Here is a 14,026-nt window from a genome sequence, read left to right on the forward strand (position 1 = left end):
GGATATCAGCGAGTGCCGCGCACCACGATGGTCTTGCCGGCCACGTCGATCATGCCCTGCTCCTCGAGCTGCTTGAGTACGCGGCCCACCATTTCGCGCGAGCAACCCACGATGCGGCTGACTTCCTGGCGCGAGATGCGGATCTGCGTCCCTTCCGGGTGGGTCATGGCATCGGGCTCCTGGCACAGGTCCAGCAGCGTGCGCGAGATGCGGTTGGTGACGTCCATGAAGGCCATGCGGCTGACCTGACGCGAGGTGCGCAGCAGGCGATGCGTGAGCTGCGAGCCGATCGCGAAGAGGATCTTCGGGCATTCCTCACGCAGCGGGCCTTCCATCAGGTGGAAGAGGCGCTCGTAGCTGATCTCGGCCATTTCGCACGGCGTGCGGGTGCGCACCATGGATTCGCGCTGGGCCTGCTCCACGAACAGCCCCATTTCGCCGATGAACTGGCCGCGGCTGAGGTAGGCGAGGATCAGTTCGCGACCCTGTTCGTCTTCCGTGCAGACCGCCAGGGAGCCATCCACGATGTAGTAAAGCGTGTTCGCCGGGTCGCCCGGGCGGATGATGGCAGTTTTACCCGGGTAGCGCCGACGGTGGCACAGGGCCAGGAATCGCTCCATGGAAGCCGGGTCTGGCGCGAAGTTCGCCGGAGCCTGGGAGCGTTCAAAAGCTTGTTGGAGTTGGTATTTGAGTTGCGCCACGGTCAGTCCCAGCAAAATGGTGTCTCGCCGTCGCCCAGGGCGACGGGCGGCAGGTCTCATTCAGTCCCCACGGCATTATGGCAAAGGAACTGGCCCTGCCAAGGTTCAGTTTTTCCTTTTTTTGCCGCATACTTCACGATCTTTCGGTCGCGACAGCCTGTCGCGAGCCGGTAACAAGGGTCGCGGAAGCTTCCTATTTCGCGTCGTACTATGCCAGCGGGGACCCTTGTCGCTAACCCGCCTCTGCTTTTGGCCGAACAACGGCCTGGAGAGTCGCTGTGGTGAAACCACTCCCGCGCCTGCGCCTGCAGGGCTTCAACAACCTTACCAAAGCTCTGAGCTTTAATATCTACGACATCTGCTATGCGGTGTCCGAAGAGCAGCGCCAGCGCTACATCGAGTACATCGATGAGCAATACGACGCCGATCGCCTGACCCAGATCCTCACGGATGTGGCGGAGATCATCGGCGCCAACATCCTGAACATCGCCCGCCAGGATTACGATCCGCAGGGCGCGTCGGTCACCATCCTCATTTCCGAGGAGCCGGTGGTCGAAAAGCTTGGTCGCGACACCATTTCCGGTGCCGTGGTCGCGCACATGGACAAGAGCCACATCACCGTCCACACCTACCCGGAAACGCATCCGCACAACGGCATTGCGACCTTCCGCGCGGACATCGATGTCGCTACCTGCGGCGTCATTTCGCCGCTGAAGGCCCTGAACTACCTGATCGACAGCTTTGAGTCGGACATCGTCATCGCCGACTACCGCGTGCGTGGTTTCACCCGCGATGTGAAGGGCAAGAAGCACTTCATCGATCACAAGATCAACTCCGTGCAGGACTACCTGGCCAAGCACATCCGTCAGAAGTACGAGATGTTCGACGTCAACGTGTACCAGGAAAACATGTTCCACACGAAGATGCACATCAAGGACTTCGACCTGGATACGTACCTGTTCGAAGCCCACGCGGACGACCTCTCGTTCAAGGAGCGCCAGCGCATCGAGTCGCTGCTGCGCCGCGAGATCGAAGAGCTCTTCCACGGTCGCAACCTGATGTAACTGAAAAACCCGCCGAAAGGCGGGTTTTTCTTTGGGCCATGCAGCACATTCTTTTCCTCTGCAGTCGTAATCGCCTGCGTAGTCCCACTGCCGAGGCGATCTTCGCAGGCAGGCCGGGCGTGGAAACGGCTTCCGCCGGCCTGGCGCCGGATGCCGAGACCCCGCTGGATGCAGACATGCTCGCGTGGGCCAACCTGATCGTCGTGATGGAGCGGCAACACCGGAACAAGCTCACGCAGCGATTTGCCGGCGCCATTCAGGGCAAGCGCATCGTCTGTCTCGATATTCCCGATCGCTACGACTACATGCAGCCGGAGCTGGTGTCGCTGCTTGAGAAGAAATGCGCGCCGCTGCTGGCGCGCTGATCGGGACGACCTGATCAAATCCGGTAGGCGACCGTCTTCATCAGCTTCGAGGTGAGGTGCATCACCGAGGGAATCGGGAAGGGCAGGTCGATGCCGCCGCGTTCGCGGGCGTTGTGCGCGTGGCGAATCTCATCGTCCTGCATCTGTTGAAGCACGGCGCGGGAGCGGTCGTCCTGCGGCGGCAATGTGTCCATGTGCTCGGCAAGATGCGCTTCCACCTGGTTTTCGGTTTCCACTACGAAGCCAAGGCTGACCGGGTCGCCAGCGAGGGCGGCCAGCGCACCGATGGCATAGCTGCCGGCATACCACAGCGGATTGAGCAGGCTGGGTCGGCTATCCAGTTCCTTCAGGCGATCGGCGCACCACGCAAGGTGATCGGTTTCCTCGGCGGCGGCGTGCTGGAGGTGCTGGCGATTCTCCTCGCTGCGGGCGAGGGCGGCCTGGCCGTCATAAAGCGCCTGGGCGCAGACTTCGCCGGTGTGGTTGATGCGCATCAGGCCGGCGGCGTGGCGACGCTCGGCATCATCCAGCTCGGCTTCTTCGACAGCGAGCGCGGGCGAGGGGCGTGCCGCTTCCGGTGCGCCGGCCACGGTTTCCAGGGCGCGCTCGACACCGGCCAGCAGGCGGTCCAGGGGAGAAAGCGAGCGAACGTTCATGGCGACCTCGGTGCGATCAATTGTTGGGCGAGCATAACCAGCGGGTGTTGCGTCTTCCGCGCGGCGTCCGCATCCATGCCGGAGGCCAGATGCATGCGGCAACCGATATTGGACGACAAGACACGATCCGCTGCCAACGCGGCGACCTGACGCAGCGTCTGGTCACGCAAGGTGGCGGCGCGTTCGGGGAAGGTCAGCATGTGGCTGCCGGCGGCACCGCAGCAGTGGGGCGGGCGGGGCAGGGCCTGTACGTCGAGGCCGGGAATCTTGCGCAGGAGTGCAAGCAAGGCGCCGTCGCTGCGGGTCACGTTGTATTGGGTGCAGGGGATATGGAGCGCCACGCGTTCTTCCAGCGGCCGGAAGTCCAGCCGGTCGATGCGATCGGCGAGAAGCGTGAGTGGGTCGACCACCTGGGCTTCGGGAAGCGCGTGGCGCAGCGTGCCGATGCAGCCGGGTGTCACGGACACAAGGTACCGGGCGTTTGCCTGCTGCCAGGCGGCGCGAACCTGCGCTGCGGCCCGGTCGGCCTCGCTCGTGGCGCCGTCATGGAGATCCATGGCGCCACAGCAGAATGCCGGAAGTTCGACGACCCGGTAGCCGGCTGCACTCAATAGTGTTGTGGCGGCGGCCTGCGCATCACGGTCTTCCACACTGGCGATACAGCCGGGAAAGAGGGCGACGACATCGTCGTCTGCGCTCACAGTGCCTGCGACGCCTTGGTGCCGTGCGGGCAGGGGCCACTTCGGCCAAACCGCGAGGGCGTTGCGCAGACTCGGCCTGGCCAGTATCGGCGCGACTGCCCCTTTCCATGCGTCAAATGCTGTCCACTGGCCGATCCGTCGCCAGCGCGTCCATTGAGCCGGGCGCTTGATGATCTCGAGCAGCTGCGTCGGGCGCTCCGGGGCCGCTCCCAGAAGGGCCCGGGTCTGCACCAGCAGATCGTCATATTTCACGTGCGCGGGGCAGACCTTCTGACAGTTGAGGCAGCCCAGGCAGTGATCCAGATGGATTCGAAGATCCGCGCTGGCCTCCACCTGGCCCCGCGCGAGGGCCGCGGCGAGCGCGATGCGGCCCCGGGGCGACTCCACTTCATTGGCGTCCAGCGCGTAGGTGGGGCACACCGGCAGGCATAATCCGCACTGCACGCATTGATCGGCCAGCTCGGCGATGCGCATGGGGGGCTTTTCATCTGACATGGACTTCATGCTATCATCGCCAGCTCGCAGCCCACCGGTCGGTAGGGCTTGCGCGATAGATGAAAGCTCCGCTATCATCTCGCGCCTTTGCATCACCGATTATGCTTACCGTCCTTGTGGCGGCAGACTAGGTATTCCGAAATGAAAACGTTCAGCGCCAAGCCTGAAAGCGTCAAGCGCGACTGGTTCGTGATCGACGCCACCGACAAGACGCTCGGTCGTCTGTCGACCGAGATCGCCCGCCGTCTGCGCGGCAAGCACAAGCCGGAATTCACCCCGCACGTTGATACCGGCGATTACATCGTCGTGGTCAATGCGGAGAAGGTGGCTGTCACCGGTGCCAAGCTGGACGACAAGATGTACCACCGTTTTACCGGCTACGTCGGCAACCTGAAGACCACGAGTCTGAAGGACATGCTGGCTTCGCATCCCGAGCGCGTGATTGAAATCGCCGTGAAGGGCATGCTGCCGAAGAACCCGCTGGGTCGCGCCATGTACCGCAAGCTTAAGGTGTACGGTGGCTCCGAGCATCCGCATACCGCACAGCAGCCGCAGGCGCTGGAAATCTAAGGAATCATCATGGCGATCCAGCAGAATTACGGCACCGGCCGCCGCAAGACCTCCGCCGCTCGCGTGTTCCTGCGCAAGGGCAAGGGCGACATCACCGTCAACGGCAAGACCCTCGACCAGTTCTTCGGTCGTGAGACCTCGCGCATGATCGTGCGTCAGCCGCTTGAGTTGATCGAAGCGACCGACAAGTTCGACATCATGGTCACGGTCGCTGGCGGTGGCATCACCGGCCAGGCCGGCGCGATCCGCCTGGGCATCGCCCGCGCGCTGGTCGAGTACGACGAAAGCCTGAAGACCCAGCTCCGCAAGGCTGGCTTCGTGACCCGCGACGCTCGCGAAGTCGAGCGTAAGAAGGTCGGTCTCCACAAGGCCCGTCGCGCTACGCAGTTCTCGAAGCGCTAATCGCGCTTCACCAATCCAGGGCCAAGAGGTCAGAGCGCTCCGGATTGTCCCGGCTAATGGGAGATCGTCTAACGGTAGGACAACGGACTCTGACTCCGTTTATCTAGGTTCGAATCCTAGTCTCCCAGCCAAAACAGAAAGCCCGCCTTTATGGCGGGCTTTTTGTTTTGCGCGCCTTATGCCGGCACCTCGGTTTGTCCGAAAAGTGACTTGGCTGCGGAAGCGCCCGGGTGGAAACAGGGTTACCTCGATCCCCCCACTTTCGGCACTGTCCGCCGTCGCCGGGCTCCCCTCAAATCCGCGAGTGTCGCAAAAACATGCGGCACGCCGCCGGCTCCAGCATTCCCCAACTTGGCCAGCGCCGGCCCGTCACCTTTGCTGTCGTTGTCACGCTCCCCGCCCCCGTGTCTGAGGAGAAGTCCGTGCATCGCCGAGCCTTTCGTCTTTCCCTGCCCGCGTTCCTGTTCGCGCTTGTGGCATCTGCACCCGTGCTGGCTTCTGTCCAGGCGCCGGAAGATCGCGTCAATGCATCAGCCGCGAAACGCGTAGCTGCCGATTCGCCCTACAAGCTGGGGGCCGGAACCCAGCTCATCGTGCCGGCCGGCTGGTCGATTGCCTCGGAAGAAGCTTCGGCGGTCACGCTTGAGTCGCCGGAAGGTGGATCCCGCGTTTACGTCTACGAGACGAAGCAAACGTCGGCGGATACCGCTGTCGCGGCGACCTGGCAACATTTTTTGCCGCAGGCCGATCGCAAGCTCAGGAGCACGACGCCACTTCAGGACGCTGACGGTTGGGACAACCAGCAGAATTACGTGTACGAAACCTCGCCCGACGAAAAGCGCAGCGTGACCGCCCAGGCCATGCATCGTGGTGATCTGTGGGTTGTCCGGTTGATCGATGTATCCAACGACGTGGCGGGCAAGCGGGAAGCCGATCTGGCCTTGCTTCGCGAAGAAGCCCTTCCGCCAAATTTCGTTCGCGAAAGTTTCGCCGGACGCACCGCCCACCCGCTCGACGCGGCCCGGCTCGATGCGTTACGCGCTTTCATCCGCGACTCGCAAAAGACACTGAACATCCCCGGTGTTTCGATCGGTGTGGTGCAGAACGGCAAGGTGCTCATGGCCGAAGGCTTCGGCGTTCGCGAACTGGGTAAGCCTGAAAAGGTCGACGCCGACTCGCTCTATCTGATTGCCTCCAACACCAAGTCGCTCACGACGCTGATGCTGGGCAAGCTCGTCGATGAGAAGGTGATTCGTTGGGATGAACCGGTCACCCAGGTCTTGCCGGATTTTCGTCTGGGTGACGCGGATACGACGAAGAAGGTGCAGATCAAGCATCTGCTTTGCGCCTGCACCGGCCTGCCACGCCACGACCTCGAATGGCTGCTCAGCCCGCCGGGTGCCCCTGCGACGCTCGCGCTGTCGATCCTCAGTCGCATGCAGCCGACCAGCAAATTCGGCGAGACCTACCAGTATTCCAACCCCATTGCCGCAGCAGCCGGCCTCGTGGGAGGTCATGCGGCGTATCCCGATCTGGAAATCGGCGCAGGCTACGACCAGGCCATGGCGACGCGCGTGTTCAAACCGCTCGGCATGACGCGTACCACCTTCGACTTCGCACGCGCGACGCGTGGCAACTATGCGCACCCCTACGCCCTCAATCAGGAAGCGCAGCAGGTGCCGGTGAATATGGCGCAGAACGAAGTCATCCATGCGATCCGTCCCGCTGGAGGCGCCTGGAGCAACGTCAACGATCTGCTGAAGTACGTCGGCATGGAAGCGGCAGGTGGTGTCCTGCCGGACGGCTCCCGCTACATTCAGAAGTCGGTGCTCGAAGCGCGTACGGCGCCCCAGGTAAAAACCCGACGCGACTCCTGGTACGGCATGGGGCTGGAAACCGATGCGCGCACGGGCGTGCGCATGGTGTTCCATGGCGGGCGCATGCGCGGCTACCGCAGCAACATCATGTGGTTGCCGGAATACAACGTCGGCGCGGTGATTCTCACCAATGCCGATTCGGGCGACATCCTGATGGACGCCGTGCCGCGCCGCCTCCTGGAGCTGCTGTTCGATGGCAAGCCAGAGGCGCAGGGCATGGTGACCTTTGCGGCCAAATCCATTGAGACGCGCGTCGCAAGCGCGCGCCGCTCGATCACGCTTCCGGCCGATCCGGCCGTGGTTTCGAAACTCGCGAGCCACTATCACAACGATCTGCTCGGCGACATTCGCGTCGAGAGGAGCGGTGGAAATACCCGGTTCAATTTCGGCGCTTGGCAGGCGCCGATCGCATCGCGTTCGACACCGGACGGTGGTTCGCTGCTCGTCGTCACCTCGCCGGGCTGGTGGCCGGAGCTCGTGATGGGCAACAAGGACGGCAAGCGCACGCTGACCATCCGCGATGCGCAGCATGAGTACGTCTTCACGGAGGCCAGTTGAGCGGAGCGCGTGCGCAAGGTTTAGTCTGTGCGCTTGGTCGCCAGCAAGGATTCATCGATGAAGTTCAACAGCCAGCGCTTTCTCGTCCTGTATTCGGGCGTGCTTACCGCCGTGTTTGCCGTGACCGTGCTGTCCGGCTTCGTGAAGTCGCCCCAGAAAGCGACATTCGAAGAGATCGACGTTCAACGCATCAACCTGCGCGAAGCTGATGGCACCTTGCGCCTGGTCATCAACAGCGCGGGCAAGGCCCCGGGCATCATCATCAAGGGCAAGGAATACCCGCATCCGGATCGCAAGGCGGCGGGCATGATCTTCTTCAACGACGAAGGCACGGAGAACGGCGGCCTCATCTTTGGCGGCGAGAAGAATGCAGACGGCAGCAAGGAGTCGCATGGCCATCTGTCCTTCGATGCATACGAGCAGGACCAGACCATGGCGCTATCCTCGCACCAGGTCGGCAACAAGCGCTCGTCGTCGCTGGTGTTCACCGATTACCCGGATTACTCCATCCTGCAAGACATCCAGTTCATGGCCTCCATCAAGGACCTGTCGAAGGATCAACAGAAGGCCAGGTGGGCCGCGTACCAGCAGGAGCACGGCAAGCCCGCCACGCGCATGGTGCTGGGGCGCGACCCGGACAATAGCGTGGCCCTGTCGATGAGCGACGAGGCAGGACACCCGCGCATCGTCATGAAGGTCGCGCCGGATGGCTCGCCGTCGCTTCAGATGCTGGATGAGCATGGCAAGGTGACGGGCGAGCTGGTGCCGAAAAAGTAAGGCGCCATGTGGCCGGTCTATCGAGTCCGTCAAGGCACAGTACAACTGCGGAATCTCGCGAGGATGCAAATGATGCGGGCAACTTTCGGCCTGTTTATTGCCGCCGCGCTTTGTTCACCGGCTTTGCTCAAGGCGACAGAGGCCCCTGTGGCAGAGAGGGTCGCTTACCGCAATTCGATGGGCCAGACATTAGTCTTTGACGGTGCCGCAAGATTCAGTCGCGGTCCCGGGAAGACTTCAACGGTATTGCGCGATTGCAGTGATGCCTATCAATGGTGCCTTACCGACGGTCACGGATTTGCATTTGCGTATGTGCGCAAGTGTACAGATGCAGGCGATGAGGGCTGGCGCAACCGGCTCCGCTTTCACTCGAAAGTCATCTCGGCGCTTCACGATCACGTCTGGATGGTTTTCGATGAGTCGCCCAACTACCTGTTTCACTACCGGGACAAGGTCGGCATCGTAGGCATCATCGTAGGCGCCACGCCTTCCTACGACTTCCGAAGCCTGCTGCATGAAACAGGCTACCGTATGTTCGATTACGAGCCGGTCGAGTTCAAAGTGGTCGAAGGTCAGGCGCTGGCGCCGTGTTCCGAATAACGGATGCGCCGCGCTGGAAATCGCTCAGTGCGTGGCTTTATCCATCGCCGCAATCTCAGCCGGTGTCAGCGCTCGATGCCCAAAGCTCACCACCCGGGTCATCTGCCACTGCCCATCCTTGAGGCGCCAGATCATCAGGAACTTCGCGCTGCCTTCGCACTTGCCGGTGGCCAGCTCGCAGAAGCGGTGCTCTCCTTCCTCGATCGCGCCGTAATCCTTGATGGGGTAGACCTTCAGCGTGGCCGTCAGTAGCTCGCGCTTCACCTTGTGGCAAATGTACTTGCGCGTGTTGTCGACGACGGACTGGCGGTCGAAAGTGGCGCCGCCTTTGTCGTGATAGAACTCGACATCGGGAGCGAAGAACGTGGTGAACGTGTCCAGGTCGCAGCGGTTGTAGGCGTCGAAGACCTTCTGGTCGAGCCCCGCGATGGTGCGGGTCAGCTCCGGATCGGTGTCATCGTCTGACGCCGCAGCTCCGAGGCTGGCACAGCATGCGAGTGCGGCGAACATCATGCGAGCGAGTCGATGCGTCATGCGTGCGGCCCCTGTGGTGTGTTCGTTTGGACGGCCAAACCTGGCAAAGACAAGGTAGCGGAATTTCCCGGGGACGTGGCCATGACTTGCGTCAGGGGTGGCTAGCAGCAAAAAAGGCGCCTGAGGGCGCCTTTTTTTTGAGCCATGGATGATCCGCTCAGATCTGCTTGTCGCCTACCAGCACCACGTCAGCGGCGCGCTGGGCAAACAAACCGACCGTGACGATGCCCGGGATCTGGTTGAGATCCTTCTCCAGGCCCACCGGATCGGCGATCTGCCAGCCGTGCACGTCGATGATCCAGTTGCCGTTGTCGGTGACCACGCCATCGCGCCACACCGGGCTGCCGCCGCGCTTGGCGATCTCGCGACCGACCAGGCTGCGGGCCATCGGAATGACCTCGATCGGCAGCGGGAACTTGCCCAGCAGGTTCACGCGCTTGCCCGAGTCGATGATGCAGACGAACTTGTCGCTGGCTGCGGCGATGATCTTTTCGCGCGTCAGTGCCGCGCCGCCGCCCTTGATCAGGCGCTTGTGCGGATCGCATTCGTCGGCGCCATCGACGTAGAGGGACAGGGCGCCTGTCGAATTCAGGTCCAGCACCGGGATGCCCAGGCGCTTGAGGTGCGCGGTGGACTGTTCGGAGCTAGATACCGCACCCTGAATGCGGTCCTTGAGGTCCGCCAGGGCGTCGATGAAGAAGGCGACGGTCGAGCCCGTGCCCACACCGACGATGGCATTGTCCTCGACGAAGCGGATGGCGGCTTCGCCGGCCAGTTTTTTCTCGTTAGCGCTCATGACGATGCGTTCCGGAAGGAGGGAAAATTCATTCCATGCCGACGATGTGGCGCCAGTCGGCGGCGCTCACGGGCATGACGGAGAGACGGTTGCCCTTTTTGACCAGCGGCATCTCGGCCAGGGCCGGCTCGGCCTGGAGCTCCTTCAGCGAAATGGTCCGCTTGAGCTTCTTCACGAACTTAACGTCCACCAGCATCCAGCGCGGCTTGTCGTGCGACGCGCCCGGATCGAAATAGTTGCTCTTGGGGTCGAACTGGCTGGCATCCGGGTAAGCCTCGGTGGCCACTTCGGCGATGCCGACGATGCCGGGTTCCGCGCAGTTGGAGTGATAGAAGAAAATCTTGTCGCCCACGCGCATGCCGTCGCGCATGTAGTTGCGCGCCTGGTAATTGCGGACGCCGTCCCAGTGCTCCTGGCCCTTCTTCTTCAGGTCGTCGATGGAGAAAGCGTCCGGCTCGGACTTCATAAGCCAGTAGTTCATGCGTCAGCAGCTCCATTTTCGCTGCCGGCGTGGCAGTCGATCAGTTCCTGGTCGGTGGCGATGAAATCCAGCGGCACGTCCCAGTCGGCCTGCTCGATATGGTCGAGCTCCTGGAAGGCGTAACCGATGCCGACCAGCAGGGGTTCGGTAGGGCGGACCTGGTCATTGAGGAAGGCGAAGCTGCGGTCGTAATAGCCGCCGCCGTAGCCCAGGCGGCCGCCGCGGCGGTCAAAGGCCATCAAGGGAACCAGCACCAGGTCCAGCTGGAACGGCTCCAGCAGCTCGCGCGGATCCACCGGTTCAGGGATGCCGTAGCGGTTGGGCTGGACGTCTTCGCCGTTTTGCCAGGGGGCAAACTGCAGGCGTGTTCCCGGGCCGATCACCGGAAGCAGGAACTGCTGGCCACGCCCGGCCAGAGGCGGAATGACCAGATTCAGGGGCAGCTCGCCATTGGTGGCCCAATAGCCGGCCACGCGCAGATCGGTGAGGTATTCAGGAAGCTGATCGAGGCTGCGGCGCAGGCCCTGGGCCGCGGCGATGCGCTGGGCGGGCGTGAGGGCGCGGCGGCGTTCAGCCAGCTGCTGGCGCAGTTCGCGTCGCTGGGCGGTGGCGTCCACGGTGACGCATCTCCTCAAGAGAACGCCCGCAGCGGCTGCTGCGGGCGGTTCCGCGGGCCCGGCCGATGTCGGAACAAGCTCGGCCGTAGCGGTAAAAAAGGTGGCGTTAACCGCGATGCCGCTGCCCACCAAACGACCTTGATCCACGATGGATCAGGTGGGAGAGCTACATGGCCTCAAGGCTTTCCGCACGCAGCGGACATGCACAACAGCCGATGAAAAGCCGACCCGGGGCCGTATTTAGGAACAAGGCAAATGTAAGAGTGTGCTGGCGCACACCGCAGATAACGCCGAGGACTATTTTACTTGGCCCTCGAGAGCCGCTTCAAGCTTGCGACGAAGCGCCGCAAGACTATCGCCCACATTGACATCCTGGCCGGAGTGTTGCTTGCGCAGGGCCAGGAACTCGTGCGTGATGCTGATGGCGGCCAGGACCGCGAGGCGGTCGAAACCCGGCGTTTTGGCGTTGGCGCGCAGTTCACGCATCTTGCGGTCCAGATAGGCCGCCGATTCCAGCAGCCCGTCGCGCTCTTCCGGGGCGCAGGCGATCAGGAATTCACGGTCGATCAGCCGGAGTGCTACCGGTTCGCTCGGGGTGCTCATGGGTACGCTCAGTTATTGTTCTCGAGCGCCTTCAGGCGCTGGATCATCGCTTCGACACGGCTGCGCGCCTGCTCGTTGCGCGCCATGAGGCCCGCCCGCTCGTTGGCCAGCTGTTCCTGGCTGTGGCGCAGGCTGCGGTTTTCCTCGTTGAGCCGACGCACGGTATCGAGCAGGCGATCAACCTGTTCGCCCAGGGCGGCGATCTCTTGCCTGATGGGATCAGGCCTGGCGGTGTCGGAAGCGGTCATGGCAATGACTATAGCAGGGGAGCGAAGCCGGGAAAGGAGGAGGCTCACGCCTTTTCGGTCACACCCCTTAAACTCTCTTGCGTACCCGAAGGAGCCCCACCATGACCACACTCGAACCCATCGCCTACGAAGACCTCGACGGCGTTGCCCTGCGCCTGAAGCTGGCCGTCGAGGCCAGCGAACTGCATGGCTCCCTTTGTGGCTTCCTGGCGGGCGGCGGTCGCATCGAGCGGCAATCGCTGCTGGCCGTGCTGCATCTGGATGGCGACGATATCGTTCAGCCGGGCGCATCCGACCAGGCCATGCTTGACCGCGTGGTCAAGCAGAGCGAAGAAGAACTGGCCGATCCGGAGCTGGGCTTCGAACCCTTGCTGCCGCCGGACGACCGCTCGCTGGAAGAACGCGCCGAGGCCCTGGTCGATTGGTGCCGCGGCTTTCTCGGTGGGTTTGGTCTGGCTGGCGCGGACAAACACGCCAAGCTGTCGGAAGAAGCCCAGGAAATCCTCAAGGACTTCGGTGCGATCGCTGCGTCCAGCTTCGAGTTCGGTGATGAATCCGAGGACGAGGATTCGCTGATCGAAGTGCACGAATTCGTGCGCATTGGCGCCATGTTGCTGCACGCCGAATGCGTGGGCGGCCGCAACAAGCCCACCGGTGACACCCTGCATTGAGCATCCTGCCCGACGAATACGCCCGTCGCCGCCGCCAGCTCATGAAAATGGCTGGCGAGGACGCGGTCCTGCTGGTGGCAGCCGCCCCGGAGCGCATGCGCAATGCCGATGCGGCCTGGCCGTACCGGCAGGATTCGGACCTGCATTACCTTTCGGGGTTTCCCGAGCCCGACGCCGTACTGGCGCTCCTGCCTGGCCGACAACACGGCGAAGTCGTGTTGTTCTGCCGCGAGCGCGATGACGAGCACGAGCGCTGGCACGGCGAATCCATCGGCACCGAACGTTCCGTATCCGTCCATGGCATGGACGACGCCTTCCCGATCGATGACATCGACGACATCCTGCCGGGCATGATCGAAGGCAGGGCACGGGTGTACTGCCACTTTGGCCGCGAGCCCGAGTTCGACGCCCGCCTGCTCGGATGGATGCGCCGCCTGCGCCAGTTGCGTGGCGGCGGTGTCGTGCCGAAGGAATTCGTCGCGCTGGGTCATTTGCTGCACGACCTGCGCCTTTACAAATCGCGCAACGAGCTACGCCTGATGCGTGGTTCGGCTGCCATCGCTGCCGACGCGCATCTGGCCGCCATGCAGCTGGCGACGCCGGGCCGCTTTGAGTACGAGATCGAGGCCGAGCTGGTGCGCACCATGCGTGGCAAGGGTGCGGTGCCGGCGTTTACGCCCATCGTCGCCGCAGGTGCCAATGCCTGTGTCATGCACTACCAGGCCAACCGCGCCCCGCTGCGCGATGGCGACCTGCTGCTGATCGATGCTGGCGCGGAGCTCGATTGCTATGCGTCCGATATCAGCCGCACCTTCCCCGTCAATGGGCGCTTTTCCCGCGAGCAGCGCGCGCTGTACGAAGTGGTGCTGGCGGCGCAGCAGGCGGCTATCGACGAGGTTCGGCCCGGTCAGGCGTTCAGTGCGGCGCATGAAGTGGCGGTGCGGATGATCGCCGAAGGATTGTGCTCGCTGGGCGTCCTGCAGGGCGATGCCGATACGGCCATCGCCGATGGCAGCTACAAGCGCTTCTATCCCGCCAAGACGGGCCATTGGCTGGGCCTGGACGTGCATGACGTCGGCGATTACCGCATCGACGGCGAGCCGCGCGTGCTGGAGCCCGGCATGGTGGTGACAGTTGAGCCGGGTATCTACATTCCACCGCAGGACCGCACGGTACCCGAGCGATGGCGCGGCATCGGCATTCGCATCGAGGACGATGTGGCGGTAACTCGCGACGGCCATGAAGTGCTGACCGATGCCGTGCCGCGCGAAGCCGAGGCGGTCGAGGCGTTGCTGGCGCAACGCTGAAGG

18 protein-coding genes, 2 tRNA genes and 1 other RNA gene are annotated in these 14,026 nt (G+C 63.0%); 10 read left to right on the top strand and 11 right to left on the bottom strand.

Annotated features, from left to right (window positions below; translation table 11 throughout):
* Positions 1–5: 5 nt before the first annotated feature.
* Complete coding sequence (gene crp / locus EYV96_RS13110; RefSeq protein ID WP_205746179.1) at positions 6–707, bottom strand: cAMP-activated global transcriptional regulator CRP; 702 nt, start codon at positions 705–707, stop codon at positions 6–8.
* 272 nt (positions 708–979) lie between these two features.
* On the opposite strand from crp, the gene speD reads away from it, so the two are divergent.
* Both speD and EYV96_RS13120 read left to right on the top strand, forming a co-directional pair.
* The gene (gene speD, locus EYV96_RS13115) at positions 980–1,765 is read left to right on the top strand and encodes an adenosylmethionine decarboxylase (RefSeq protein WP_026633844.1); all 786 of its coding nucleotides are present in this window, start codon (positions 980–982) and stop codon (positions 1,763–1,765) included.
* A 38-nt stretch (positions 1,766–1,803) separates the two neighbouring features.
* Positions 1,804–2,130, top strand: a complete 327-nt coding sequence (locus EYV96_RS13120; protein WP_131151991.1) for a low molecular weight protein tyrosine phosphatase family protein — start codon at positions 1,804–1,806, stop codon at positions 2,128–2,130.
* 14 nt (positions 2,131–2,144) lie between these two features.
* On the opposite strand, the gene coq7 is transcribed toward EYV96_RS13120, so the two are convergent.
* Together coq7 and EYV96_RS13130 are read right to left on the bottom strand one after the other, a co-directional pair.
* The gene (gene coq7 / locus EYV96_RS13125; RefSeq protein WP_131151992.1) at positions 2,145–2,786 is read right to left on the bottom strand and encodes a 2-polyprenyl-3-methyl-6-methoxy-1,4-benzoquinone monooxygenase; all 642 of its coding nucleotides are present in this window, start codon (positions 2,784–2,786) and stop codon (positions 2,145–2,147) included.
* The gene (locus tag EYV96_RS13130; protein WP_240732535.1) at positions 2,783–3,961 is read right to left on the bottom strand and encodes a (Fe-S)-binding protein; all 1,179 of its coding nucleotides are present in this window, start codon (positions 3,959–3,961) and stop codon (positions 2,783–2,785) included. Before EYV96_RS13130 ends, coq7 begins: the two co-directional genes overlap by 4 nt.
* A gap of 162 nt (positions 3,962–4,123) precedes the next feature.
* Here EYV96_RS13130 and rplM point away from each other — a divergent pair, with 162 nt between their 5' ends.
* From rplM to EYV96_RS13160, 6 genes are all read left to right on the top strand, one after another.
* A complete protein-coding gene (gene rplM, locus EYV96_RS13135; protein ID WP_131151994.1) occupies positions 4,124–4,552 on the top strand; it encodes a 50S ribosomal protein L13 in 429 nt (142 codons plus the stop codon).
* 9 nt (positions 4,553–4,561) lie between these two features.
* Positions 4,562–4,954, top strand: a complete 393-nt coding sequence (gene rpsI / locus EYV96_RS13140) for a 30S ribosomal protein S9 (RefSeq protein ID WP_131151995.1) — start codon at positions 4,562–4,564, stop codon at positions 4,952–4,954.
* A gap of 57 nt (positions 4,955–5,011) precedes the next feature.
* Positions 5,012–5,085: transfer RNA gene (locus EYV96_RS13145), tRNA-Gln, on the top strand.
* 291 nt (positions 5,086–5,376) lie between these two features.
* Entirely contained in the window at positions 5,377–7,389 is a 2,013-nt protein-coding gene (locus tag EYV96_RS13150; protein WP_165488677.1) for a serine hydrolase domain-containing protein, read from the top strand.
* Positions 7,390–7,446: 57 nt separating this feature from the next.
* Positions 7,447–8,166, top strand: coding sequence for a hypothetical protein (locus EYV96_RS13155; RefSeq protein WP_131151997.1), 720 nt, complete (start codon positions 7,447–7,449; stop codon positions 8,164–8,166).
* A gap of 63 nt (positions 8,167–8,229) precedes the next feature.
* The gene (locus tag EYV96_RS13160; RefSeq protein WP_131411390.1) at positions 8,230–8,766 is read left to right on the top strand and encodes a hypothetical protein; all 537 of its coding nucleotides are present in this window, start codon (positions 8,230–8,232) and stop codon (positions 8,764–8,766) included.
* 24 nt (positions 8,767–8,790) lie between these two features.
* On the opposite strand, the gene EYV96_RS13165 is transcribed toward EYV96_RS13160, so the two are convergent.
* The 7 genes from EYV96_RS13165 to EYV96_RS13195 form a co-directional block, all read right to left on the bottom strand.
* Entirely contained in the window at positions 8,791–9,300 is a 510-nt protein-coding gene (locus EYV96_RS13165) for a nuclear transport factor 2 family protein (RefSeq protein ID WP_205746166.1), read from the bottom strand.
* Positions 9,301–9,457: 157 nt separating this feature from the next.
* A complete protein-coding gene (rpiA, locus tag EYV96_RS13170; RefSeq protein WP_131151999.1) occupies positions 9,458–10,096 on the bottom strand; it encodes a ribose-5-phosphate isomerase RpiA in 639 nt (212 codons plus the stop codon).
* A 28-nt stretch (positions 10,097–10,124) separates the two neighbouring features.
* Positions 10,125–10,577 carry an EVE domain-containing protein gene (locus EYV96_RS13175; protein ID WP_131152000.1) on the bottom strand — a complete coding sequence of 151 codons (453 nt, stop codon included), beginning with the start codon at positions 10,575–10,577 and terminating at the stop codon, positions 10,125–10,127.
* Positions 10,574–11,194: a 5-formyltetrahydrofolate cyclo-ligase gene (locus EYV96_RS13180; RefSeq protein WP_131152001.1), complete on the bottom strand. Its 621-nt coding sequence runs from the start codon at positions 11,192–11,194 to the stop codon at positions 10,574–10,576. The genes EYV96_RS13175 and EYV96_RS13180 overlap by 4 nt, the downstream gene beginning before the upstream one ends.
* 103 nt (positions 11,195–11,297) lie before the next feature.
* Positions 11,298–11,484, bottom strand: a non-coding RNA gene (gene ssrS, locus EYV96_RS13185) — 6S RNA.
* A 7-nt stretch (positions 11,485–11,491) separates the two neighbouring features.
* A complete protein-coding gene (locus EYV96_RS13190; protein WP_131152002.1) occupies positions 11,492–11,797 on the bottom strand; it encodes a cell division protein ZapA in 306 nt (101 codons plus the stop codon).
* A gap of 8 nt (positions 11,798–11,805) precedes the next feature.
* Entirely contained in the window at positions 11,806–12,045 is a 240-nt protein-coding gene (locus tag EYV96_RS13195) for a TIGR02449 family protein (protein WP_131152003.1), read from the bottom strand.
* Positions 12,046–12,146: 101 nt separating this feature from the next.
* Between EYV96_RS13195 and EYV96_RS13200 the strand changes: the two genes are divergently transcribed.
* Complete coding sequence (locus EYV96_RS13200) at positions 12,147–12,716, top strand: UPF0149 family protein (RefSeq protein ID WP_131152004.1); 570 nt, start codon at positions 12,147–12,149, stop codon at positions 12,714–12,716.
* A 116-nt stretch (positions 12,717–12,832) separates the two neighbouring features.
* On the opposite strand, the gene EYV96_RS18795 is transcribed toward EYV96_RS13200, so the two are convergent.
* Positions 12,833–12,923, bottom strand: a tRNA-OTHER gene (locus EYV96_RS18795).
* Positions 12,924–12,931: 8 nt separating this feature from the next.
* Here EYV96_RS18795 and EYV96_RS13205 point away from each other — a divergent pair.
* Positions 12,932–14,023, top strand: coding sequence for an aminopeptidase P family protein (locus tag EYV96_RS13205; RefSeq protein ID WP_165488678.1), 1,092 nt, complete (start codon positions 12,932–12,934; stop codon positions 14,021–14,023).
* Positions 14,024–14,026 lie beyond the last annotated feature (3 nt).

The sequence above is a fragment of the Dyella terrae genome (genome assembly GCF_004322705.1).
Lineage (GTDB): Bacteria > Pseudomonadota > Gammaproteobacteria > Xanthomonadales > Rhodanobacteraceae > Dyella_D > Dyella_D terrae.

Excerpts from the sequence above, each read along its gene's own strand:
- rpsI (WP_131151995.1), top strand. The coding sequence starts at position 4,562 with ATGGCGATCCAGCAGAATTACGGCACCGGCCGCCGCAAGACCTCCGCC.
- EYV96_RS13165 (WP_205746166.1), bottom strand. The coding sequence starts at position 9,300 with ATGACGCATCGACTCGCTCGCATGATGTTCGCCGCACTCGCATGCTGT.
- EYV96_RS13155 (WP_131151997.1), top strand. The coding sequence starts at position 7,447 with ATGAAGTTCAACAGCCAGCGCTTTCTCGTCCTGTATTCGGGCGTGCTT.
- EYV96_RS13195 (WP_131152003.1), bottom strand. The coding sequence starts at position 12,045 with ATGACCGCTTCCGACACCGCCAGGCCTGATCCCATCAGGCAAGAGATC.
- rpiA (WP_131151999.1), bottom strand. The coding sequence starts at position 10,096 with ATGAGCGCTAACGAGAAAAAACTGGCCGGCGAAGCCGCCATCCGCTTC.
- EYV96_RS13200 (WP_131152004.1), top strand. The coding sequence starts at position 12,147 with ATGACCACACTCGAACCCATCGCCTACGAAGACCTCGACGGCGTTGCC.
- EYV96_RS13120 (WP_131151991.1), top strand. The coding sequence starts at position 1,804 with ATGCAGCACATTCTTTTCCTCTGCAGTCGTAATCGCCTGCGTAGTCCC.
- EYV96_RS13190 (WP_131152002.1), bottom strand. The coding sequence starts at position 11,797 with ATGAGCACCCCGAGCGAACCGGTAGCACTCCGGCTGATCGACCGTGAA.
- EYV96_RS13160 (WP_131411390.1), top strand. The coding sequence starts at position 8,230 with ATGCAAATGATGCGGGCAACTTTCGGCCTGTTTATTGCCGCCGCGCTT.
- rplM (WP_131151994.1), top strand. The coding sequence starts at position 4,124 with ATGAAAACGTTCAGCGCCAAGCCTGAAAGCGTCAAGCGCGACTGGTTC.
- EYV96_RS13175 (WP_131152000.1), bottom strand. The coding sequence starts at position 10,577 with ATGAACTACTGGCTTATGAAGTCCGAGCCGGACGCTTTCTCCATCGAC.
- EYV96_RS13130 (WP_240732535.1), bottom strand. The coding sequence starts at position 3,961 with ATGCGCATCGCCGAGCTGGCCGATCAATGCGTGCAGTGCGGATTATGC.
- coq7 (WP_131151992.1), bottom strand. The coding sequence starts at position 2,786 with ATGAACGTTCGCTCGCTTTCTCCCCTGGACCGCCTGCTGGCCGGTGTC.